Origin of the sequence: Streptomyces sp. NBC_00353, assembly GCF_036108815.1 — a bacterium.
Lineage (GTDB): Bacteria > Actinomycetota > Actinomycetes > Streptomycetales > Streptomycetaceae > Streptomyces.
Window position 1 is genome coordinate 8,535,345 of record NZ_CP107985.1, and the last position, 19,820, is coordinate 8,555,164.

The window sequence follows — 19,820 nt, forward strand, 5'->3', positions numbered from 1 at the left end:
GGCAGGGGAGAGGCGCGGCCGCACGGCGCGTCAGGAGGACAGCGCGCGCATCCGGTCGATCTCGACCGTCTGCTGGGCGACGACGTCGTCCGCCATCTCCTCGACCTGAACGTTGTTCCCCTCCGAGAGGGCATCGGTCGCCATCGTGATCGCTCCCTGGTGGTGGGTGATCATCAGCTTCAGGAAGATTTCGTCGAAGGCCTTGCCCTCGGCCGCGCGCAACTGCTTCAGCTGCGCCTGCGTCGCCATGCCGGGCATCCCGGCGTGGTCATGGCCGCCCGTGTGCTTCTCGCCGCCATTGTGTTTGAGCCATCCTTCCATGGCACCGATCTCCGGCTTCTGGGCCGCGGAGATGCGCTCGGCGAGTCGCTTGACCGGGATGGACGAGGAACGGGACGGCACCAGGGCCGTCAATTCCAACGCCTGGGCGTGGTGCTGAATCATCAACTGTACGTAGCGGAAGTCGGCCGAGTTGGGAGTGTCGTCCACGGTGGCCTTCGCCGCCTCCTCGGCGGACAGTGTCTGCGCGGGCTCCCCGGGCTTGCCAGGTGCAACGACCGAAGGGCCCCCGCCCGCCCGCGCGTTCGCGTCATGGTCTCCGCCGCCCGCATCGCACGCGGAGAGGGAGAGCGCGGCGGCCGCGACGGCGGCGACGACCAGGGATCTGCGCACCTGCACAACCTGATGGCGTATCAACAAGGCTTCCTCCATTGGCATATGGGATGTCTGTAAATCGTTCGGCACACTTGCGCGATCTCAAGTGTCGGAAACTTTCATTACGTTCCTGTTGCCATCTGTTGGGATACCCATGGGAGGGACGATACTGCCGGGGTCAGTCAACCGTTCAACCACGTATTGGTACAGGGGAGGACGCAGTGACTTCGTTGCACACCACCCAAGTGCGGCGCAGACGTCTGGGCGTGGCGGCAGCCGCCGCCGGGCTCTTCGCCACTCTGCTGACGGCCGGACCAGCGGTCGCGACACCCGACCCCGGTGATCACCCGGCCATCGGTACCGGTCTCTCCGCGAGTCAGGAGGCCGTTGCCGCGGCCGCCATCGAGGACGGCGAGATACCCGGCGTGGACGAGATCGTCCACAGCGACAACATCACCCCGCTGGCGAACATCCCGAAGGACGCGCTCAAGGGCCTCAACACGGACCTGGCGTTCCAGGGGAAGTACGCCTTCGCCGGGAACTACGACGGCTTCCGGATCTTCGACATCAGTGACCCGAGGTCCCCGAAGACCGTCGCCCAGGTGCTCTGCCCGGGATCGCAGAACGACGTGTCGGTCTCCGGGAACCTGCTGTTCCTGTCCACCGACTCCTCGCGCAGTGACAACTCGTGCGCCAGCACCACCCAGCCCGCCACGGAGAAGTCCTCCTGGGAGGGCATGAAGATCTTCGACATCAGTGACAAGCGCAACCCGAAGTACGTCGCCGCCGTCGAGACCGCGTGCGGCTCGCACACCCACACGCTGGTTCCGGAGCGCAGCAGCGTGTACGTGTACGTGTCCTCGTACTCGCCGAACGAGACGTTCCCCGACTGCCAGCCGCCGCACGACGGGATCTCCGTCATCAAGGTGCCGCGCAAGGCTCCGGAGAAGGCCGCGATCGTGAACTTCCCGGTGCTCTTCCCGGACGGCGGCAACCCGGGCGCGCCCACCAACCCGGGAGTCTCCAAGACGACCGGCTGTCACGACATCACGGTGCTGCCTTCGAAGGATCTGGCCGCCGGTGCCTGCATGGGTGACGGCCTGCTGTTCTCCATCAAGGACCCGGAGAACCCGAAGATCATCGACCGGGTCCAGGACAATGTGAACTTCGCGTTCTGGCACTCGGCGACGTTCAACCAGAAGGCGGACAAGGTCGTCTTCACCGATGAGCTCGGCGGCGGTGGCGCCGCCACCTGCAACGAGGAGATCGGGCCGAAGCGCGGCGCCGACGGCATCTACGACATCGTCGGCAGGGGAGACCACCGCAAGCTGGTCTTCCGCAGCTATTTCAAGATCGACCGCCCGCAGGCCGCCACCGAGGTCTGCGTCGCCCACAACGGTTCGATCATCCCGGTCAAGGGCCGCGACCTGATGGTCCAGGCCTGGTACCAGGGCGGAGTCTCGGTATGGGACTTCACCGACTCCTCGGCGCCGAAGGAGATCGCGTACTTCGAGCGCGGTCCCGTCAGTCTGGACGCCGTCACGACAGCCGGCCCCTGGTCGGCGTACTACTACAACGGCTACATCTACTCCAACGACATCGCCAAGGGCTTCGACGTCCTGAAGCTCGACGACCGGCGGACCGACCCCGCGAAGCGGGTACGGATGCCGGAGCTCAATGTGCAGACGCAGCCGGACTACTTCGACCACTGATCCGGCCGCGCAGACATCGCCGAACCGTACGCTCATACCGAGTGCCGCCGGGCGGATCCTCGCCCGGCGGCACTCGGCCGGCAACCTCGGTGCGACGCCTCGTTGACCGACGTCCGGCGCGCGCGCATGCTGTACCTCTGCGTTGACCGGCTCATGCCGTCCGTCATCAGCGCGGCCCCCGACGGATCCGGTCGACCGGGGTGGCTGCCTGGTTCCGGCGACGCAGGGGATCGCCGGAATCGGCCATTCCCTACGCGGCTTCGTACCGGTGGGCCCGCCCGCCCCGCCACTCGACCCATTCGGGACTGTCGAGGATGTGCTCGGGATCGTCGAGCCCCGCGCCCTCCAGAAAGACGATCACATCGTGATCGGAGTGGGCCAGCCCCAGGATCTGGAACCGCCCGTCACGCTGCACGGTGACGCGGCGCCCGCCGGAGGGGGAAGGGCGGAAAATCACGATCGGGGGAGAAGTCATGCCTACAGGGTGCGACGCGCCGAAGGCGGCTGCACAGCGAATGGCCCAGCCGGTCGGGTCCTCACGCGGCGGACCTCGCACTCCCGCCCGTCACCGCGGCCCACTCCACCAGCAGTCGCTGGTACTCCTCCTCGTCGTCCGGTGAGAGACATCCGCCGGAGCGCTGCCACAGGTCACGAATCTCTTCATTCACCACTGCGGCGGAACGCATGGAATTGGAGGAGTGCGGAGAACGGGACATGCCTACAGGCTAAGGCCCCGATGTGACAATCCGACCCATTGGGCGTCAGGGACATCTCTCACATGTCTCCTGGTCCGGATCATGGAACCAACCCGAGCGCCCGTAGCCCGTACGGCCGTTCCTCCACAGGCAGATGGTCCACGAAGCGCACCTCGCACCCCAGCGCCGCCGCTCCACCGTCCGCGTGTCGGTTGTCGCCGACCATCACCACATCCGTGGGATCCTGTCCGACAAGCGTGCAGGCAATGTGAAAAAGCTGTGGGTCCGGCTTCTGGATGCCGTGCTCGTACGACAGGACATAGGCGTCGACGAGGGCGTCCAGACCGTGGGCGCGGAAGACCGGTCGAAGGTCCCAGCCGATGTTGCTGACCACGCCGACCCGGGCCCCGCTCGTGCGCAGCGCCCCCAGCACCTCGGCCGCATCCGGGTACGGGCGCCACGCCGCCGGTGACTTGTGCCGGTCGTACAGCGCGTCGTACAGCCCCGGATCCGGCAGGCCGACCTGGCGGGCCAGCCCGGTGTACGCCGCCCGGTGCCGTTCCGCGCTCTCGTCACGAGTGGCCCACACCTCGGCGAGCCGGTCGGGAATGCGTTCCGGGTCCGGGCCGCCCGGCAGCGCCCCGGCAGTCGTCAGCCCCTCCACGTACCGGTCGAAGTCCTCATCGGTCACGGTCGCCTCCCGCTCGGCGAGGACCGCGCCCAGCCAGGACCGGACCGATTCGACACGGAAGAGGGTCCCGGAGAAGTCGAAGAGCGCACCCTTGAACACCATGGTCCGATCCTTGCCGCTTCAGGGACGATGCGGCAAGGCCGCCCCGCCTGCGCCGCCCGGCCCACGCCCCTCGTACCGTGCGAACCCGGCGATCGAGAATGCGACCACCGCCGCCCCGAGCAGCCAGCCGCCGAGCACATCGGTCAGCCAGTGAACCCCCAGATAGAGCCGGGTGAGCCCCACCCCGATCCCCGAGACCCACGCCACCGTGAGCGCCGCCCACCACACCCGCCGCCCTGCGCCGTGCCGGCGCAGCAGCCACAGCAGCAGGCCGCAGCTCACCACGGCCGTCATCGCGTGTCCGGACGGGAATGCCGCGTAATGGGCGGAGTCCACCGGGTCCGGCCATCGCGGCCGCTCCCGGCCCACCGCGGACTTGAGCCCCTGCTGCAGCAGGGTGGCGAACAGGCTCGTCGCCGCCACCCATCCCGCGAGCATCCGGGCGCCGCGCAACCACAGCCCCACCACGGCGACGGCGATCAGGGCACGCATCGTCCAGGGATCCCACACCCAGTCCGTCAGGATCCGGTTGGCGTGGACGAGTCCGGGCTCGGTCACCGCCCGCCGGTGCAGCCCGTCGGCGACCGTACGGTCCAGCGACATCAACGGGGACCAGCCCGCGGTGACCAGGATCAACAGCACCAGGGCGAGGGATCCGCAGACGATGCCCGTTCCGAGGGCCGGCACGGTGGCGGGCGTGCGGTCCGGCGGGGAAAGGGGTGGTGAGGGGGAGCGCATGGGGCGATCTTCGCGGACGGACCGCCGCACCGGCTATCCCAGCGCGCTGAGTCCCGGCACGAAGGCCACCAGCAGCGGCACCACCGGCACCAGGGCGGCTGCCGCGGTCAGCCGCAGCCGCCGTCCGGCGGTGAGCCGCTCCACCGGGGACAGCAGCCGGTTCACCCGCAGCGGCAGTTGCGCGCCCGGCGTCGGGCAGGGGCCGAACACGCCCCGGTCCTCGTTCAGTTCGACCAGGGCCAGAGCGATCGTCAGCCGTCCGAAGCGCCGCGACGCCACGTCGTCGGCGGCCAGTTCGACGAGCCGGTGCATCTCGTCGCGGAACGCGGCGAACACCGGGACCTGCGGGAACCCCGTCGCCAGCGCCGCCGAACAGTGCAGCAGCCAGTCGTGCCGTGCCTGGGCGTGCCCCTGCTCATGAGCCAGCACCGCATCCAGCTGGCGGCCTTTCAACCGGCCAAGTGCCGCGGTGGTGATGACCAGTTGGGGCGCATTTCCCGGCAGCCACCAGGCATCCGGGCGTTCGCCCTCCAGCACCACGAGCCGGCCGCTGCCGGCCTCCTCGCCGGGCATCAACGGGGAACGGACCAGCAGTTCGGCCCGGCGCTGCCTGCGTCGCAGCCGTGCCCGGCGGATCTCCCGGGTCAGCATCGCACCGGTCCAGACGCCGCCGAGCGCCAGCAGCACGGCGATGACGGCGGACCACGGCCCGTACGCGGCCAGCGCGTATGCCTCCACCACGGCATGGGGTGCGGGCGCGAACACCTGCCCGCGTACCGCCTGCCAGGCGGCGGCCGCGCTGAACGTCATGGAGAGTCCGAAGGACAGCAGCACCCCCGCCACCACGCACTGCCACACCCACAGCGCCACGACGGGCTCGCGCTCCGGCCATTCGGCCCGCGCCATCAGCCGCGGGGTCACGACGGCGGCCAGTGCACCGAGCAGCAGCAGCGCGAGGGAGACCAACATGGCGTCAGCCTATGAGCGGCGCACTACCCACGGGTATGGCTGCGCTCGGCAAGTGACGTACGCCACGCGTTGCCGTGCCTCCTGTCTCACAACGTGAGCAGCATCGCGAACATGGCGATCGCCATCGTCAGCCTGCAGGCCAGCGCAAGCTCGGGCCGTGCGCCCCAGGCGCCCCCGGTCGGCCCGCCGCCGGCGCCCGCCGTGGCGGCGATCGGTATCAGCCGTGCCCCGGACCGCAGCACATAGGCCGCGTAGTAGACCAGCAGCACCCCGGTCAGCAGCGGCAACCCCCCGGCGACCTGTGCCATCTGATGCCCGCCGTGCCCGGTGTGACCCCCGTGCGCCGCCGCGCCACTGCCGGGCGCCGCCATCACCACCGCCATGTAGACCATCGCCAGCGAGCCGACCAGATGGTGCAGATGGTGCCCCTTGTGCCGGGCGAACCACAGGGCGCGCAACGCGGCCCCGCCGAACAGCACCACGTACACCGCCCATCCCCACACGGGCGGCGTGACCACCGCGGCGGGCACCGCCATGGCCGCCATGCCGAAGCCCATCAGGGCCTCCGCACGCGCCGTTCTGCGCTCCTCCTGCGTCCCGTTGCGCATCCGCAGCAGGCAGTACGCGCCCGTCACCCCGCACAACGCCATCAGCAGCCAACTGGACATCGTCGGTCCGTGCACAGTGCACCTCCCCAGGACGTACGACGTCGGTGTCGACTAGTCGATGCCCCGGCCGGGCAGGTCGTACGCGGCGCACTGATGTACGAGGGGAGCGCGTGGCAGGAACTGACCGGAAGGAAACACCACTTCGGCGCCGTCGAGGGATCAGGGCCGGGAGCGCAACGGGTGGTCCGCCGGCACCTCGACGACCGCGATCCGGACCCCGTCAGGATCGGAGATCCACATCTCCACGAGCCCCCACGGCTCGCGCACCGGTGGCCGCTCCACGTCGACGCCGCGGGCCGACAGCTCCTCGTACGCCACCTGGACGTCCGCGACCTGGAGCCACAGCCGCAGCGCGGGCGAGGGCGGCGCTGCGGAGCGCCCGGAGACCTCCAGGAAGCCACCGCCGAGAAAGTAGACCGTGCCCCGCTCGGGACCGGTGCCGAACTCCCGGTACACCGGGAGCCCGAGGGACTCTCCGTAGAACACCCGTGACCGCTCGGGATCCGTCGGGCTCAACAGGACCCTGCTGCTCAGCACATGCACCATGGGCCAGACCCTAGGCACAGAGCTCCGGGTTACGCTGCTGCGGCACGGCCCAGCAGAGAAACGGAGAGCCTCACCATGGACACCGCCCCGCCCCGTGACTCGGGACAGCTGACCTTCCGCGACGCGACCGACGCCGATGTGCCCGCACTCGTGACGCTGATCGAGTCGGCGTACCGAGGGGACTCCAGCCGGGCCGGGTGGACCACCGAGGCGGACATCCTGGACGGGCAGCGGACCGACCCCGACGGGGTCCGTCAGGTCGTCGAGGCTCCCGGCAGCCGGCTGCTCGTGGTGGAACGGGACGGGGAGCCGATCGCCTGCTGCCAGCTCGAACACCGCGGTGAGGCGGCCTACTTCGGGATGTTCGCGGTCCGTCCCGAGCTGCAGGGCGGCGGGCTCGGCAAGGTCATCATCGCCGAGGCCGAGCGCACCGTTCGGGAGAGCTGGGGCGCGACCGAGATGCACATGACCGTGATCTCGGTGCGCGAGGAGCTGATCGCCTGGTACGAACGTCGCGGCTATCGCCGTACGGGAAAGCTGACCCCGTTCCCGTACGGCGACGAACGCTTCGGCATTCCGCAGCGCGACGATCTCGCCTTCGAACTGCTGATCAAGGATCTGCAGGACGACTAGCAGTACCCGGTACGACTGGTCGTACGCAGCACACAAGGGCAAGCAGCGGTACCGCGCACTGCGACTACGCGGTGAAGCGGCCGGCGCGGCGGATCTCCGGGAAGTCGGTGGTCGCGCCGTCCAGCCCAAGGCCGCGAGCCAGGCGCAGATGGTCCTGGGTGTTCACCACCCAGCCGATGACCTTCAGACCGTCGGCGTGCGCCTGCTCGACGACCTCCAGGGTGAGGCGGCGGATGTTCAGTACGAGCGTCGCCGCGCCCACCGCTTTGGCCCGGTCCACCACGTCGCTCTTCCACCGGCTGGCGACGAGCGCGGTCCGCACCCCCGGCACGAGTTGGGCGATCTCGGCGATCGCCTCGTCGTGGAACGACAACACCTCGACCCGGTCGACGAGATCGCGCCGCCGCATCACATCGGCCAGCGCCCGGGCGGCCGCCACATCCTTGATCTCCGCCTGCACGGGGGAGCGCACGGCGTCGAGCACCTCCTCGAAGACGGGCACCCGCTCGCCCTGCCCGGCATCGAGTTCACGCAGCTCGGCGAGGGTCTTCTCGGCGATCAGGCCCGTGCCGTCGGTCGTACGGTCCACGTCGGCGTCGTGCATGACGGCGAGCGCGCCGTCCTTGCTCAGATGAAGGTCCAGCTCGATGGCGTCCATTCCGGCCCGTTCGGCGTGGACGAACGACCGCAGAGTGTTCTCCGGCTCGACACCCATCACCCCGCGATGACCGATGGTGAGAAAAGTCAAGGCAATCTCGCTTCCGTCGACGGCGGCTCCCCGCGTGCTGCTCCTACCCACGCGGCAGTACGGCACTACAGTCTTGCGGCAATTCGGCACTCGGCAGCCTAGCGACCCGGCGCGAAGAGGTGAGCGGTCCCGCGCGGGGGAGCGGCGCCGTGACCCTGGATCTCGGCGGTGCCGAGCAGGAAACCCGTGATGACGGCTGCGACCAGGACGGCACGGATGCTCACGCGGAAAATCTCCCGTTGGCCGGGTGCAGCGACAGAGGGGGCGGGACGGCAGGCGGCGGGGCTGCGGGGGTGGGTGCCGTCCGTCCTACCGCCGGCGGCAGGTGCGCCGCGAGCCGTGTCACTCGTGCGTGGGCGCGCCGCGCGCGGCCTGAACGAACTGGTGTGCGAGTCGGGGTCGCCGTACCTCCCGCCCGGCCGACGGAAGCGGTCGCAGGGGCGGGGTATGACAGGAAAAATAGCGGTGACCATGGGGGGTCGACAGGATAATTTTCTGGGGCCCACTTGTCTCGAGGAACCGCACACGGATACGGTTGCTTAACGCGAGGTTCTCCCGTGGAGGAAGTGTGATGACGGAAATTCTTGTGCACGATGCCGCCCCCGGCGCGATAACTGCTGCCCGGCGGGTGGTTGAGCAGCCGGCCTGGCCTGCGCTCAAGAATGCCGTGGAGGAGATCCGCCCCTGGCAGTCGAAGGACGGCTCGATCGACTTCGACGCCGACGGCGCGCCTTCCCCGGCCACCGTCCGGGCGACGCTGGACCGGGCGATCGCCGCGATCGAGGAGCTTGCCCCGCTGCTCCCGCACGACGCCGCGTACCACCGCGCCCTTGTCATGGACCTGCGTCGCTGGGCGGACGACGGCTTCGGCGTGCCGGACTTCCTGGACTCGCTGCTCGCCTTCCAGCCCGCCAAGGACCGCGCCGACGGCCTGCAGCACCTGGTCGTCTTCGCGATGTACACGCAGAACGGCAACCCGGACCGCAACCTCGAAGCGGTCGTGCTGCGGATGGTCTGGCCGGAGTGGCTCGCCGAGCTCGAGGCCACCCGTTATGACAACCCGCTGTTCTGCGGCATCACCTTCGAGGACTTCACCTCCGGCTACGACACCAACTCCGCGGTGCTCTTCCCGGAGACGATCGCCGTGCGCGAGGCGCCCGAGCGCTTCAGCTGGGGCGGCATCTTCTGTGACCGCGAGGCCGCTCGCTTCCGCCGTGTCACCGAGGCCTCCGTCGAACTGCTCGGGGTCGAGCTGCCCGAGGACATCCGCGACATGGTCGGCGACCAGCAGCGCTGCGAGCAGGCCTTCGTGCTCTGGGACATGGTCCATGACCGCACCCACAGCCACGGCGACCTGCCGTTCGACCCGTTCATGATCAAGCAGCGCCAGCCGTTCTGGATGTACGGCCTGGAGGAGCTGCGCTGTGACCTCACCGCCTTCAAGGAGGCCGTGAAGCTGGAGGCCGACGGCTTCCCGCAGGGTCGCGATGTGCAGTACGCCGTGCTGTTCGACCGGATGTTCCGCTTCCCGGTCACCGGTGAGCGCGTCCGCAACTACGACGGTCTCGGCGGCCAGCTGCTCTTCGCGTACCTCCACAAGCACGACGTGGTCCGCTGGACCGACAACACCCTGAAGATCGACTGGGACCGCGCCCCGCAGGTCACCAACCAGCTCTGCGGCGAGATCGAGAAGCTCTACCGCGACGGCATCGACCGCCCGAAGCTGGTCCACTGGTTCGCCGCGTACGACCTGGTCTCGACCTACCTCGCCCCGCACCCCGGCTCCCGCTGGGCCAAGGGTCCGGACGCCCTGGACCTGACGCAGCCGCCGCGCAAGCTCGTGGACGACGTGCTTCCGGACGAGTTTCCCCTGAGCATGTTCTATGAGGCGCTCGCCAAGAAGCTGAAGCACGTGATCGCCTCCACCAAGGGGATCACCGCGGCCGACGCCGAGCAGGCAGCCGCGTGAGCGCCCGTACCGAGGAGGCGATGGCCATGAACGCAAACGGCACGGGCAACGGCAACGGCATGCTCGAAGGCGCTGTCATCGCGGTCGCAGGAGCCGCGGGACCGGCGGGCCGTGCGACGCTGCTCAGGCTCGCGGAGGCCGGCGCGATCGTCGTCGCCTCGGACGCGGACCCCACCCGGCTGGCGGAGGCCGTCGACGCCGCGCGGTACGCCCACGGCGGCGCCACCGTCACCGGCGACACGGTCGATCTGCTCGACCTCGCCGCCACCCGCGAATGGGCGGCCAAGACCGAGAAGGAATTCGGCCGGATCGACGGCCTGGTCCACCTCGTCGGCGGCTGGCGCGGCAGCGCCACCTTCGCCGAGACCGACCTCGCCGACTGGGATCTGCTGGAGAAGCTGCTGATCCGTACCGTGCAGCACACCTCGCTGGCCTTCCACGATGGCCTGCTGCGCAGCGACCGCGGCCGTTTCCTGCTGATCAGCGCGGCCGGGGCGAGCCAGCCCACCGCGGGCAACGCCGCCTACGCCGCGTCGAAGGCCGCCGCCGAGGCCTGGACCCTCGCGCTCGCCGATGCCTTCCGTAAGGCGGGGGGCGACGAAGGGCCGAGGACGGCGGCTGCGATCCTGATCGTCAAGGCACTGGTGCACGACGCGATGCGCGCCGAGCGCCCGAATGCGAAGTTCGCGGGCTTCACCGACGTCAAGGAGCTGGCCGATGCCATCGCCGGCGTCTGGGAGCGGCCCGCCCCGGAAGTGAACGGAAAGCGTCTGTGGCTGACCCCGCAACCATAAGGACCGACGCGCGACGTCACCACGATCCGCAGGTGCGCGGTTTCGCCAGTGACAACTACGCGGGCGCCCACCCGGAAGTTCTCGCGGCCATCGCCCTGGCCAACGGCGGTCATCAGATCGCCTACGGCGAGGACGACTACACCGAGCACCTCCAGCGGGTCATGCACAGCCACTTCGGCCCTACTGCGGAGGCGTTCCCGGTCTTCAACGGAACGGGCGCGAATGTCGTCTCCCTCCAGGCGATGACCGACCGCTGGGGCGCGGTGATCTGCGCCGAGTCCGCGCACATCAACGTGGACGAGGGCGGTGCCCCGGAGCGTGTCGGCGGCCTGAAACTGCTGACCGTCCCGACGCCGGACGGCAAGCTCACCCCTGAGCTCATCGACCGGCAGGCGTACGGCTGGGACGACGAGCACCGGGCGATGCCCCAGGTCGTGTCCATCACGCAGAACACCGAACTCGGCACGGTCTACACGCCCGACGAGATCCGCGCCATCTGCGAGCACTCCCACGAGCGGGGCATGAAGGTCCACCTCGACGGGGCGCGGATAGCCAACGCCGCGGCGTCGCTGGACGTACCGATGCGCACGTTCACCAACGCGGTCGGGGTCGATGTCCTCTCCTTCGGCGGCACCAAGAACGGGGCGCTGTTCGGCGAGGCCGTCGTCGTCCTCAACCCGGACGCCGTACGGGCCATGAAGCACCTGCGCAAGCTGTCCATGCAGCTCGCCTCGAAGATGCGCTTCGTGTCGGTGCAGCTGGAGGCGCTGCTCGCCCGCGACCTGTGGCTCCGCAACGCCCGGCACGCCAACGCCATGGCCCAGCGGCTGGCCGAGGGCGTCCGCGCGGTCGACGGCGTGGAGATCCTCCACCCGGTGCAGGCCAACGCCGTCTTCGCACGGCTGCCCCACGAGGTGAGCGAGCGGCTCCAGAAGCGCTTCCGCTTCTACTTCTGGGACGAAACCGCCGGTGATGTGCGCTGGATGTGCGCGTTCGACACCACGGAGGACGACGTCGACGCGTTCGTTCTCGCGCTGAAGGAAGAGATGGCCAAGTAGCGCGAATTGTCGTATGGATATGCGGTCGATCGGAAAGTTATTGCCTTCCGGTCGACCGCTTCCGTATGCTCTGTGCGCATGGAGCTGACACAGCAAGTCCCTGAGATTTCTGCCTATCTCGCTGCTGACGAGGCCATCGATCACGAGCATCCGCTCGTGAGGGACACTGCCGACCGCCTCCGCTCCGAGACTGTCGACGCATACTCATACGCGGTTGCGGCCTATGAGTGCGTACGCGACACCATTGACCACTCCGTCGACTCGGGTGATCTGCGGGTCACCTGGCGGGCCTCCGACGTCCTGGCCACCCGCAACGGCATCTGCCACTCCAAGTCCCACGCACTGGCCGCCCTGCTGCGTGCGGCAGGCATCCCGGCCGCACTGTGCTACCAGGGTTTCACCGACGACAACGGGGATCCGGAGGTCCTGCACGGTCTGATCGCCGTGCGCCTGCCGGGACGGGACCGGTGGGACCGCCAGGACCCGCGCGGCAACAAGCCCGGTATCGACGCCCAGTTCTCGCTCGACGAGGAACGGTTGGCCTGGGCGACCGGACCGGGGTCCAATGGAGTGGACTATCCAGTACTCTATGCAGTACCCCACCCTGCAGTTCTACGCGCAATGCAGTGCGCCGAGGACCGTACGCAGCTGTGGCGCACTCTCCCGACCGCGCTCTGAACCGTCCCGAGGCAAGGCAGCCGATGACTCCGACGCTCACCGTTTCCGACGACGTACGCACGCTCGCCCCCGGCTTCACCTACCTCGCCGTCGAGGCGCGCGGCCTGGTCAACGGGGAGAGCAACGAAGACAGTTCGGCCCTGCTCGACGATGCCACCCGACGGCTCGTCGCGCGGCTCGACGGCAGGGCGCCGCACGAGGCCCCTCATGTCGCCGCCTGGCGGGACACCTACACCGCCTTCGGCGCCAAGCCGTCCCGTACCCGCAACTCGGCCGAGGCTCTCGCCAGGCGGGCCCTCACGGACGCCGGTCTGCCGCGGATCAACCTGCTGGTCGACCTCTACAACGCGATCAGTGTCGCCCATCTGATCCCGGTCGGCGGCGAGGACACCGACCGCATCAAGGGCGCCATGCGGCTGGTGCGCTCCACCGGCCAGGAGCCGTTCCGCACCGTCGCGGGTGGCGAGGAGACCGTGGAGCACCCCGAGCCCGGCGAAGTCGTCTGGTGCGACGACGAGGGCGTCACCTGCCGGCGGTGGAACTGGCGGCAGGGCGTACGCACCCGGCTCACCGAGGCGTCCGTCAGCGCGTTGTTCTTGCTGGAGAGCCTCGCCCCCATGACGATCGGCGAGCTCGAAGCCGCGGGCACCGAACTCGCCGAGTCGCTGGAGAAGCTCAGCCCCGGAGTGCGGATCACCGTCCGCACCCCGGAGTGACGTTTCAGCCGTGGCCGTGACCCGGTCGGGTCAGCTCGTCTCGCGCACCTCGGCGGCCGTCGGAGCCGTACCGCCGAGATGCGTGGGCACCCACCAGGTGTCGCTCGCGTCCTTCGGCCGCACCGGGTACGCGCGCTGGGCAGCTTCGAGAAGCTCCTGCACCCGCTCGCGGAGCCGCCGGGTGATCGCACCCGCGTACTGGTCGGTGGGGGCTTCGACCGGCTCACCGACCCGGATCGTCACCGGGATGTGGCTGCGCTTGAAGTTGCGCGGCCGGCCCTTGGTCCAGATCCGCTGGGTCCCCCACAGCGCCATCGGGATCAGCGGTACGCCGGCCTCCTGGGCCAGTCGTGCGGCGCCCGACTTGAAGCTCTTCAGGGTGAACGACTGGGAGATGGTCGCCTCGGGGAAGACACCGATGATCTCGCCGGACCGCAGCGAGGCGAGGGCGTGCGCATACGCATCCTCGCCCTGCTTCCGGTCGACCGGAATGTGCTTCATGCCGCGCATCAGCGGACCGGAGACCTTGTGCCGGAAAACCGATTCCTTCGCCATGAAGCGGACCAGCCGCTTCTGCGGCAGAGCGGTCAGCCCGGAGAAGATGAAGTCGAGATAGCTGATGTGGTTGCTGACCAGTACGGCACCGCCGGTCTTCGGGATGTGCTCCGAACCCTGAGTGTCGATCTTCAGGTCCAGCGCCTTGAACATGGTGCGAGCGGCGCCGATGACCGGCCGATAGACGAGTTCTGCCATCTGGAGAAGACCCTTCTTCTGCGCCTGAGGAGGGTTCTCCCGGCGGAAGTTACGCAGCCGTAGGTTTTCGGCATTGCGCCGATCGTGCCCCATGTGCGTCGCGCTGGCCAGTCTCCGCGGCCACGGGGCGCGAGATTCTCGTCACGTGGAACGGCCGGGAATGCCTCTGCGTCCCGTGGTGCTGACCCTTTGCGAAGAGCTCTGACAGGAGGCCGAAGGTGGACGGGCAGACACATGCGAGAAGGCTGGATGCCGCCCAACTCGGCGCGGAATTGGGGGACCGGGCCACCCTTGTGCAGTTCTCCAGCGCCTTCTGTCAGCCCTGCCGGGCCACCCGCCGCACCCTCGACGAGGTGGCGCGCATGGTCGATGGCGTCGCCCACGTCGAGATCGACGCCGAGGCGCATCTCACTCTCGTACGCGAACTCGACATCAGCCGCACCCCGACGGTTCTGGTGCTCGACGCGACAGGCCGGATCGTCCGGCGGGCGGTCGGGCAACCACGCACTGTAGATGTCGTCGCAGCACTGGGGCACGCGATGTGACGGACCGTGATGCATCTCCCACATTGCGGAACCTACTTGACTGCACCCACCACGCATCGTCAGTCTGACGCTATGCCGCCGGAACTCCTTCTCTTCGGCCGGGCCCACGTGGACCTGGCCCGCAACGCGAGTGCGCGCTGTCCGGGTGCCTGAGCACCCACGGCCCCGTACGCCTCCCTCGCAGAAGGACACCTCCATGACGGCTTCGCCCGAGCTCGGCACCGCCCGCACGGCATCCCCCGACCTCCTCCGCTCCGTCTTCCGGCAGCACGCCGCCGGTGTCGCCGTGATCACCGCCGCCGGTGACCGGCCGGTCGGCTTCACCGCCACCTCCCTGAACTCCGTCGCCGCCGAGCCGCCGCTGATCTCCTTCGGCGTGGGGACCTCGTCGTCCAGCTGGCCGGTCGTGGCGGAGGCCGAGCACGTCGGCGTACACATACTCGGCGAGCACCAGCAGGAACTGGCCGCCACATTCGCGCGCAGCGGCGCCGACCGGTTCGGCCCGTCCACCTATTGGCGCAATGGGCCGGAAGGAGTGCCGGTGCTCGACGGAGTGCTGGCGTGGCTGGTCTGCCGCGTGGTGGCGCGCATCCCGGCAGGCGACCACCGGATCGTGATCGCGGAGGCCGTTGTCGGCGATCCGACCGGAGCCGGCCGTCCGCTCCTCTACCATCAGGGCCGTTTCACGGCGCTGCGGGACTGAGACATCCCAGGCGGCGCTTGGGCGCCGAGCGTCGGCTAGGTCACAGTCAAAGCGCTTGCTTATGGGTGACGCACTGGGTGTACTGACGAGTAATATTTCGCTCGGAGCGTCGGTCGCCCCGACCGGAATCCGCCCCATCAGGCGCCTATGCTGCGTGCATCAAGGCAGCCCAGAAATGACGATGCAGTAGGAGAGCCGGCGTGAGCTTGAGGATCGTTGTCTGTGTGAAGTACGTGCCCGACGCCACTGGTGACCGGCATTTCGCCGATGATCTGACGCTGGACCGTGAGGATGTCGACGGTCTGTTGTCGGAGCTGGATGAGTATGCGGTGGAGCAGGCGCTGCAGATCGCGGACGAGGCGGATGATGCGGAGATCACCGTGTTGACGGTGGGTCCGGAGGATGCCAAGGACGCGTTGCGCAAGGCGTTGTCGATGGGTGCGGACAGGGCGGTTCATGTCGAGGACGACGATCTGCACGGTACGGATGTGATCGGTACGTCGCTGGTGCTGGCGAAGGCGATCGAGAAGACGGGTTACGACCTGGTCGTGTGTGGGATGGCGTCGACGGACGGGACGATGGGTGTGCTGCCGGCGGTGCTGGCGGAGCGTCTGGGTGTTCCGCAGGTGACGTTGTTGTCGGAGGTGAAGGTCGAGGGCGGCACGGTGACCGGGCGTCGTGACGGTGACAGTGCGTCGGAGCAGTTGCAGGCGTCGTTGCCGGCGGTGGTGTCGGTGACGGACCAGTCGGGTGAGGCGCGTTACCCGTCGTTCAAGGGGATCATGGCGGCGAAGAAGAAGCCGGTCGAGTCCCTGGATCTGGAGGATCTGGAGATCGACGCGGACGAGGTCGGTCTGGCGGGTGCGTGGACCGCGGTGGATTCCGCGGCGCAGCGTCCGGCTCGTACGGCGGGCACGATCGTCAAGGACGAGGGCGAGGGCGGCAAGCAGCTGGCCGAGTTCCTCGCGGGCCAGAAGTTCATCTAGAGCCGGCTGTTTCGTCCGTTCCTCGTTCCTTCGTTACCTGCAGGAGATTGAAGTCCCATGGCTGAAGTTCTCGTCTATGTCGACCACGTGGACGGTGCCGTCCGCAAGCCCACTCTGGAGCTGTTGACGCTGGCGCGTCGGATCGGTGAGCCGGTCGCTGTCGCGCTGGGCGCGGGTGCGGCCGAGACGGTGTCGGTGCTGGCTGAGCACGGTGCGGTGAAGGTCCTGACCGCGGACGCCGCTGAGTTCGCCGATTATCTGGTCGTGCCGAAGGTGGATGCGCTGCAGGCTGCGGTCGAGGCGGTGTCCCCGGTCGCGGTGCTGGTTCCGTCCTCCGCGGAGGGCAAGGAGATCGCTGCCCGTCTCGCGGTCCGGATCGGTTCCGGGATCATTACCGACGCGGTGGATCTGGAGGCCGGTGAGCTGGGTCCGGTGGCCACGCAGTCCGCGTTCGCGGCGTCGTTCACCACGAAGTCCCGTGTGTCCAGGGGTGTCCCGGTCATCACGGTGAAGCCGAACTCGGCGCCGGTCGAGGCGGCCCCGGCCGCGGGTGCGGTCGAGACCCTGCCGGTCGGTTTCTCGGCGCAGGCCACCGGCACGAAGGTGCTGTCGCGTACTCCGCGTGAGTCGACGGGGCGTCCGGAGCTGACCGAGGCCGCGATCGTGGTCTCCGGTGGCCGTGGTGTCAACGGTGCGGAGAACTTCGCGATCATCGAGGCGCTCGCCGACTCGCTGGGCGCGGCGGTGGGTGCCTCGCGTGCCGCGGTCGACGCCGGCTGGTACCCGCACTCCAACCAGGTCGGCCAGACCGGCAAGTCGGTGTCGCCGCAGCTGTACATCGCGTCCGGTATCTCCGGTGCGATCCAGCACCGGGCTGGCATGCAGACCTCGAAGACGATCGTCGCGATCAACAAGGACTCCGAGGCCCCGATCTTCGACCTCGTCGACTACGGCGTCGTCGGCGACCTCTTCCAGGTCGTCCCCCAGCTCACCGACGAGGTCAACACCCGCAAGGGCTGATCCTCCGGGGAGCTGTACCCGTTCTCGACGGTCCGGGGCCGCGTGGTGTGTTCTCACCGCGCGGCCCCGGACCGTTTCTGATCACCATTGACGCAGGTCCGACAGCCTTATAACTTCACTATACGGATTACTGATTCCGGGAAGCGGAAACAGTGAGAGTGTGGAGGGTGCCGAAAATGGGTCAGCAGGAGAAGGTGGCAACGAGCCTCGCCGGTGCGGTCAGCGAGGAGATCAGCGCCTCCCTCACGGCAGTGGACGCCGAGCTCGCCCGCCGCTACCCAGGAGACCCCGGAACCCGCCAGCCCGTCCACACGGTCTACGTCCCCGGCGACACCTTCACCGCCGGCACCATCCGTTCCTGGGGCGACCAGGCGCTCAAGGCCCTCGACGAGCATGCCCCCGACGCGGCCTCGTTCGCAGCCGTCCTCGGCATCCCGGAGGAGCTCGCCGCGCCCGTCCACGACCGCGTACGCGCCAAGCTGAGCCGCGAGCCCGTCGAGGACCTGCGCATCGACTTCGAGGACGGCTACGGACCCCGGCCCGATGCCGAGGAGGACGAGGCGGCAGCCCGAGCCGCCCGGCTGATCTCGGAGGCGTACCGGAACGGCACGGCGGCCCCGTACATGGGCATCCGGATGAAGTGCATGGAGGCCGCGGTACGCGACCGGGGCATCCGCACCACGGACATCTTCCTCACCGGGCTCATGCAGGCGGGCGGCCTCCCCGACGGCCTGGTCCTCACCCTTCCCAAGGTGACGTACCCCGAACAGGTCACCGCCTTCGTCCGGCTCCTCGAAGCCTTCGAAGAGGCCCACGGTCTGCCGTCGGGCCGGCTCGGCTTCGAGATCCAGATCGAGACCAGCCAGTCGATCCTGGCCGCCGACGGCACCGCCGCCGTGGCCCGCATGATCGACGCAGCGCGAGGGCGCGCGACCGGCCTGCACTACGGCACTTTCGACTACAGCGCCTGTGTCGGCGTCAGCGCCGCCTACCAGGCGAGCGACCATCCGGCCGCGGACCATGCCAAGGCCGTCATGCAGGTGGCCGCCGCGGGCACCGGCGTGCGCGTCTCCGACGGCTCGACCAACGTCCTCCCTGTCGGCCCCACCCACCAGGTCCACGAGGCCTGGCGACTCCACTACGGCCTCACCCGCCGCGCCCTGGCCCGCGCCTACTACCAGGGCTGGGACATGCACCCGGGCCACCTGCCGACCCGTTACGCGGCTGTCTACACCTTCTACCGCGAGGGCCTGGAACAGGCCGCGGCCCGCCTCGCCGCATATGTGGCCAAGGCCGGCGGCGATGTGATGGACGAGCCCGCCACCGCAAAGGCCCTCAGTGGCTATCTGCTGCGCGGCATCGACTGCGGCGCCCTGGACACCGCCGAGGTCGCCCGCCTGACGGGGCTGACCCGGGCAGACCTCGACGCCTTCGCTTCGCCGCGGCGCGGGGGACTGACGGTGACGGCGCCGTAGCGCGCGCGTGGTTCAGGCCCGTACCGTCGCCCCCTCAGAAGGCACGGGCTTCGACCCGTGCCGTCAGCCCCGCAGGAAGGTCTCGACGGTCCCGCTGAAGCGGAAGGGATCGTCCAGCCACGGGAAGTGGCCGGCGCCCGGCTGGACGGCGAGTTCGGCCTTGGGGAACAACCCTGCGACGGTGGCCGCGACGCGAGGAAGCGGACCACCGTCCAGCTCGCCCGCAAGGATCAGGACCCGGGCATCCAGCGCGGTGATGGCGTCGCGGGCCGCGGCAGGGTCGAAGGCGCCGTCGGACGCGTAGATGTCCGCGGCCTCGTAGTTGCTCTGCTCGACGTCGGCTGCGGCGTGGGCCCGGGCGGCCGTGTCCCAACGCCCGTAGAAGAACGGGGCGATGGCATCCCAGTCGGCTTCGGTGGCGGAGCCTGCCCAGACGGCCTCGTACGCGTCCCGCGCGGTCGTGAACCACGGCTCGGCCGTGCGCAGGGCGGCGGCTTCGCGACGATGCTCCTCGGTGAAGTCGACACCGAGGGCACGCGCACGGGCGGTGATCAGTGTAAGGGTCCGGATGCGCCGGGGATGCCGGGCCGCGAGGATGATCGCGAGATCGCCGCCCGCGGAGTGCGCCAGCACGTCCACGCGGTCCAGACCGAGGTGTTCGCGGAGGGCCTCAACATCGGCCGCCTGACGGTCGACGCGGTAGGTGGCCGGGTCGGCGGGGATGCCTGAGTCGCCGGTGCCCCGCAGGTCGAGCATGACCAGTTGGCGCCGGCTCGACAGCCCACCCAGATCGCCGAGGTAGGCGGAGGCGCGCATGGGACCACCGGGCAGAACGAGCAGTGGCTCGCCCTCACCCACGAGGTGATAGGCGAGTTCGGTTCCGTCGGGAGCGGTGAAAGCAGTCATGGCGCAATCCTGGTGACCGTACGACAGGGACAACAAGCGGTTTACGCAGAGCTTCTCGGCC

24 protein-coding genes are annotated in these 19,820 nt (G+C 69.1%); 12 read left to right on the top strand and 12 right to left on the bottom strand.

Translation table 11 applies throughout. The features are described 5' to 3' along the window. Positions 1–30 precede the first annotated feature (30 nt). Positions 31–717: a DUF305 domain-containing protein gene (locus tag OHA88_RS38425; RefSeq protein WP_328628908.1), complete on the bottom strand. Its 687-nt coding sequence runs from the start codon at positions 715–717 to the stop codon at positions 31–33. Positions 718–875: 158 nt separating this feature from the next. Between OHA88_RS38425 and OHA88_RS38430 the strand changes: the two genes are divergently transcribed. Beyond that, positions 876–2,366, top strand: a complete 1,491-nt coding sequence (locus OHA88_RS38430) for an LVIVD repeat-containing protein (RefSeq protein ID WP_328628909.1) — start codon at positions 876–878, stop codon at positions 2,364–2,366. Positions 2,367–2,616: 250 nt separating this feature from the next. On the opposite strand, the gene OHA88_RS38435 is transcribed toward OHA88_RS38430, so the two are convergent. The 7 genes from OHA88_RS38435 to OHA88_RS38465 all read right to left on the bottom strand — a co-directional run bounded on the left by OHA88_RS38435 (position 2,617) and on the right by OHA88_RS38465 (position 6,775). Beyond that, positions 2,617–2,841 carry a hypothetical protein gene (locus OHA88_RS38435; RefSeq protein ID WP_267006717.1) on the bottom strand — a complete coding sequence of 75 codons (225 nt, stop codon included), beginning with the start codon at positions 2,839–2,841 and terminating at the stop codon, positions 2,617–2,619. A 61-nt stretch (positions 2,842–2,902) separates the two neighbouring features. Further along, positions 2,903–3,082, bottom strand: a complete 180-nt coding sequence (locus OHA88_RS38440; protein ID WP_326602049.1) for a hypothetical protein — start codon at positions 3,080–3,082, stop codon at positions 2,903–2,905. 79 nt (positions 3,083–3,161) lie between these two features. Then, positions 3,162–3,854, bottom strand: coding sequence for an HAD family hydrolase (locus tag OHA88_RS38445; protein ID WP_326602048.1), 693 nt, complete (start codon positions 3,852–3,854; stop codon positions 3,162–3,164). Positions 3,855–3,872: 18 nt separating this feature from the next. Next, positions 3,873–4,592: a phosphatase PAP2 family protein gene (locus OHA88_RS38450; RefSeq protein WP_328628910.1), complete on the bottom strand. Its 720-nt coding sequence runs from the start codon at positions 4,590–4,592 to the stop codon at positions 3,873–3,875. Positions 4,593–4,625: 33 nt separating this feature from the next. After that, a complete protein-coding gene (locus OHA88_RS38455) occupies positions 4,626–5,561 on the bottom strand; it encodes a M56 family metallopeptidase (RefSeq protein WP_328628911.1) in 936 nt (311 codons plus the stop codon). A gap of 86 nt (positions 5,562–5,647) precedes the next feature. Continuing rightward, a complete protein-coding gene (locus tag OHA88_RS38460) occupies positions 5,648–6,244 on the bottom strand; it encodes a DUF5134 domain-containing protein (protein ID WP_328628912.1) in 597 nt (198 codons plus the stop codon). A gap of 144 nt (positions 6,245–6,388) precedes the next feature. Beyond that, positions 6,389–6,775, bottom strand: coding sequence for a VOC family protein (locus tag OHA88_RS38465; RefSeq protein WP_328628913.1), 387 nt, complete (start codon positions 6,773–6,775; stop codon positions 6,389–6,391). A gap of 75 nt (positions 6,776–6,850) precedes the next feature. Here OHA88_RS38465 and OHA88_RS38470 point away from each other — a divergent pair, with 75 nt between their 5' ends. Beyond that, positions 6,851–7,408, top strand: coding sequence for a GNAT family N-acetyltransferase (locus tag OHA88_RS38470; protein ID WP_267006724.1), 558 nt, complete (start codon positions 6,851–6,853; stop codon positions 7,406–7,408). A 64-nt stretch (positions 7,409–7,472) separates the two neighbouring features. Here the strand turns inward: OHA88_RS38470 and OHA88_RS38475 are convergent, their stop codons facing one another. Together OHA88_RS38475 and OHA88_RS38480 are read right to left on the bottom strand one after the other, a co-directional pair. After that, positions 7,473–8,156, bottom strand: a complete 684-nt coding sequence (locus tag OHA88_RS38475) for a glycerophosphodiester phosphodiesterase (RefSeq protein ID WP_328628914.1) — start codon at positions 8,154–8,156, stop codon at positions 7,473–7,475. A 98-nt stretch (positions 8,157–8,254) separates the two neighbouring features. Continuing rightward, positions 8,255–8,380: a hypothetical protein gene (locus OHA88_RS38480; protein ID WP_328628915.1), complete on the bottom strand. Its 126-nt coding sequence runs from the start codon at positions 8,378–8,380 to the stop codon at positions 8,255–8,257. A 347-nt stretch (positions 8,381–8,727) separates the two neighbouring features. Here OHA88_RS38480 and OHA88_RS38485 point away from each other — a divergent pair, with 347 nt between their 5' ends. From OHA88_RS38485 to OHA88_RS38505, 5 genes are all read left to right on the top strand, one after another. Continuing rightward, entirely contained in the window at positions 8,728–10,125 is a 1,398-nt protein-coding gene (locus OHA88_RS38485) for a DUF6421 family protein (protein ID WP_328628916.1), read from the top strand. A 26-nt stretch (positions 10,126–10,151) separates the two neighbouring features. Beyond that, positions 10,152–10,919 (top strand): SDR family NAD(P)-dependent oxidoreductase, encoded by a 768-nt coding sequence (locus OHA88_RS38490; protein ID WP_328629896.1) that lies wholly within the window; start codon positions 10,152–10,154, stop codon positions 10,917–10,919. Beyond that, a complete protein-coding gene (locus tag OHA88_RS38495) occupies positions 10,916–11,977 on the top strand; it encodes a threonine aldolase family protein (protein WP_267008201.1) in 1,062 nt (353 codons plus the stop codon). The genes OHA88_RS38490 and OHA88_RS38495 overlap by 4 nt, the downstream gene beginning before the upstream one ends. A gap of 78 nt (positions 11,978–12,055) precedes the next feature. Next, complete coding sequence (locus OHA88_RS38500; RefSeq protein WP_328628917.1) at positions 12,056–12,655, top strand: transglutaminase family protein; 600 nt, start codon at positions 12,056–12,058, stop codon at positions 12,653–12,655. 23 nt (positions 12,656–12,678) lie between these two features. Continuing rightward, on the top strand, positions 12,679–13,371 hold the full coding sequence (locus tag OHA88_RS38505) for a B3/B4 domain-containing protein (protein WP_328628918.1): 693 nt from the start codon (positions 12,679–12,681) through the stop codon (positions 13,369–13,371). A gap of 30 nt (positions 13,372–13,401) precedes the next feature. Here OHA88_RS38505 and OHA88_RS38510 read toward each other — a convergent pair whose 3' ends face one another. Further along, on the bottom strand, positions 13,402–14,124 hold the full coding sequence (locus tag OHA88_RS38510) for a lysophospholipid acyltransferase family protein (protein ID WP_328628919.1): 723 nt from the start codon (positions 14,122–14,124) through the stop codon (positions 13,402–13,404). 218 nt (positions 14,125–14,342) lie between these two features. On the opposite strand from OHA88_RS38510, the gene OHA88_RS38515 reads away from it, so the two are divergent. From OHA88_RS38515 to OHA88_RS38535, 5 genes are all read left to right on the top strand, one after another. After that, the gene (locus OHA88_RS38515) at positions 14,343–14,669 is read left to right on the top strand and encodes a TlpA family protein disulfide reductase (RefSeq protein ID WP_267006731.1); all 327 of its coding nucleotides are present in this window, start codon (positions 14,343–14,345) and stop codon (positions 14,667–14,669) included. A gap of 196 nt (positions 14,670–14,865) precedes the next feature. Then, entirely contained in the window at positions 14,866–15,372 is a 507-nt protein-coding gene (locus OHA88_RS38520) for a flavin reductase family protein (RefSeq protein WP_313935904.1), read from the top strand. 200 nt (positions 15,373–15,572) lie between these two features. Next, positions 15,573–16,358, top strand: coding sequence for an electron transfer flavoprotein subunit beta/FixA family protein (locus OHA88_RS38525; RefSeq protein WP_328628920.1), 786 nt, complete (start codon positions 15,573–15,575; stop codon positions 16,356–16,358). A gap of 57 nt (positions 16,359–16,415) precedes the next feature. Then, positions 16,416–17,378, top strand: coding sequence for an electron transfer flavoprotein subunit alpha/FixB family protein (locus tag OHA88_RS38530; RefSeq protein ID WP_328628921.1), 963 nt, complete (start codon positions 16,416–16,418; stop codon positions 17,376–17,378). A gap of 176 nt (positions 17,379–17,554) precedes the next feature. Beyond that, positions 17,555–18,853: a DUF6986 family protein gene (locus OHA88_RS38535; protein ID WP_328628922.1), complete on the top strand. Its 1,299-nt coding sequence runs from the start codon at positions 17,555–17,557 to the stop codon at positions 18,851–18,853. A 63-nt stretch (positions 18,854–18,916) separates the two neighbouring features. Here the strand turns inward: OHA88_RS38535 and OHA88_RS38540 are convergent, their stop codons facing one another. Continuing rightward, positions 18,917–19,759, bottom strand: a complete 843-nt coding sequence (locus tag OHA88_RS38540) for an alpha/beta fold hydrolase (protein ID WP_328628923.1) — start codon at positions 19,757–19,759, stop codon at positions 18,917–18,919. Between the last annotated feature and the right edge of the window lie 61 nt (positions 19,760–19,820).

What these genes read in the sequence shown, in the direction of transcription:
- OHA88_RS38425 (WP_328628908.1), bottom strand. Translation starts at nt 717, where the DNA reads ATGCCAATGGAGGAAGCCTTGTTGATACGCCATCAGGTTGTGCAGGTG.
- OHA88_RS38435 (WP_267006717.1), bottom strand. Translation starts at nt 2,841, where the DNA reads ATGACTTCTCCCCCGATCGTGATTTTCCGCCCTTCCCCCTCCGGCGGG.
- OHA88_RS38440 (WP_326602049.1), bottom strand. Translation starts at nt 3,082, where the DNA reads ATGTCCCGTTCTCCGCACTCCTCCAATTCCATGCGTTCCGCCGCAGTG.
- OHA88_RS38445 (WP_326602048.1), bottom strand. Translation starts at nt 3,854, where the DNA reads ATGGTGTTCAAGGGTGCGCTCTTCGACTTCTCCGGGACCCTCTTCCGT.
- OHA88_RS38450 (WP_328628910.1), bottom strand. Translation starts at nt 4,592, where the DNA reads ATGCGCTCCCCCTCACCACCCCTTTCCCCGCCGGACCGCACGCCCGCC.
- OHA88_RS38455 (WP_328628911.1), bottom strand. Translation starts at nt 5,561, where the DNA reads ATGTTGGTCTCCCTCGCGCTGCTGCTGCTCGGTGCACTGGCCGCCGTC.
- OHA88_RS38465 (WP_328628913.1), bottom strand. Translation starts at nt 6,775, where the DNA reads ATGGTGCATGTGCTGAGCAGCAGGGTCCTGTTGAGCCCGACGGATCCC.
- OHA88_RS38470 (WP_267006724.1), top strand. Translation starts at nt 6,851, where the DNA reads ATGGACACCGCCCCGCCCCGTGACTCGGGACAGCTGACCTTCCGCGAC.
- OHA88_RS38485 (WP_328628916.1), top strand. Translation starts at nt 8,728, where the DNA reads ATGACGGAAATTCTTGTGCACGATGCCGCCCCCGGCGCGATAACTGCT.
- OHA88_RS38490 (WP_328629896.1), top strand. Translation starts at nt 10,152, where the DNA reads ATGAACGCAAACGGCACGGGCAACGGCAACGGCATGCTCGAAGGCGCT.
- OHA88_RS38500 (WP_328628917.1), top strand. Translation starts at nt 12,056, where the DNA reads ATGGAGCTGACACAGCAAGTCCCTGAGATTTCTGCCTATCTCGCTGCT.
- OHA88_RS38505 (WP_328628918.1), top strand. Translation starts at nt 12,679, where the DNA reads ATGACTCCGACGCTCACCGTTTCCGACGACGTACGCACGCTCGCCCCC.
- OHA88_RS38510 (WP_328628919.1), bottom strand. Translation starts at nt 14,124, where the DNA reads ATGGCAGAACTCGTCTATCGGCCGGTCATCGGCGCCGCTCGCACCATG.
- OHA88_RS38520 (WP_313935904.1), top strand. Translation starts at nt 14,866, where the DNA reads ATGACGGCTTCGCCCGAGCTCGGCACCGCCCGCACGGCATCCCCCGAC.
- OHA88_RS38530 (WP_328628921.1), top strand. Translation starts at nt 16,416, where the DNA reads ATGGCTGAAGTTCTCGTCTATGTCGACCACGTGGACGGTGCCGTCCGC.
- OHA88_RS38535 (WP_328628922.1), top strand. Translation starts at nt 17,555, where the DNA reads ATGGGTCAGCAGGAGAAGGTGGCAACGAGCCTCGCCGGTGCGGTCAGC.
- OHA88_RS38540 (WP_328628923.1), bottom strand. Translation starts at nt 19,759, where the DNA reads ATGACTGCTTTCACCGCTCCCGACGGAACCGAACTCGCCTATCACCTC.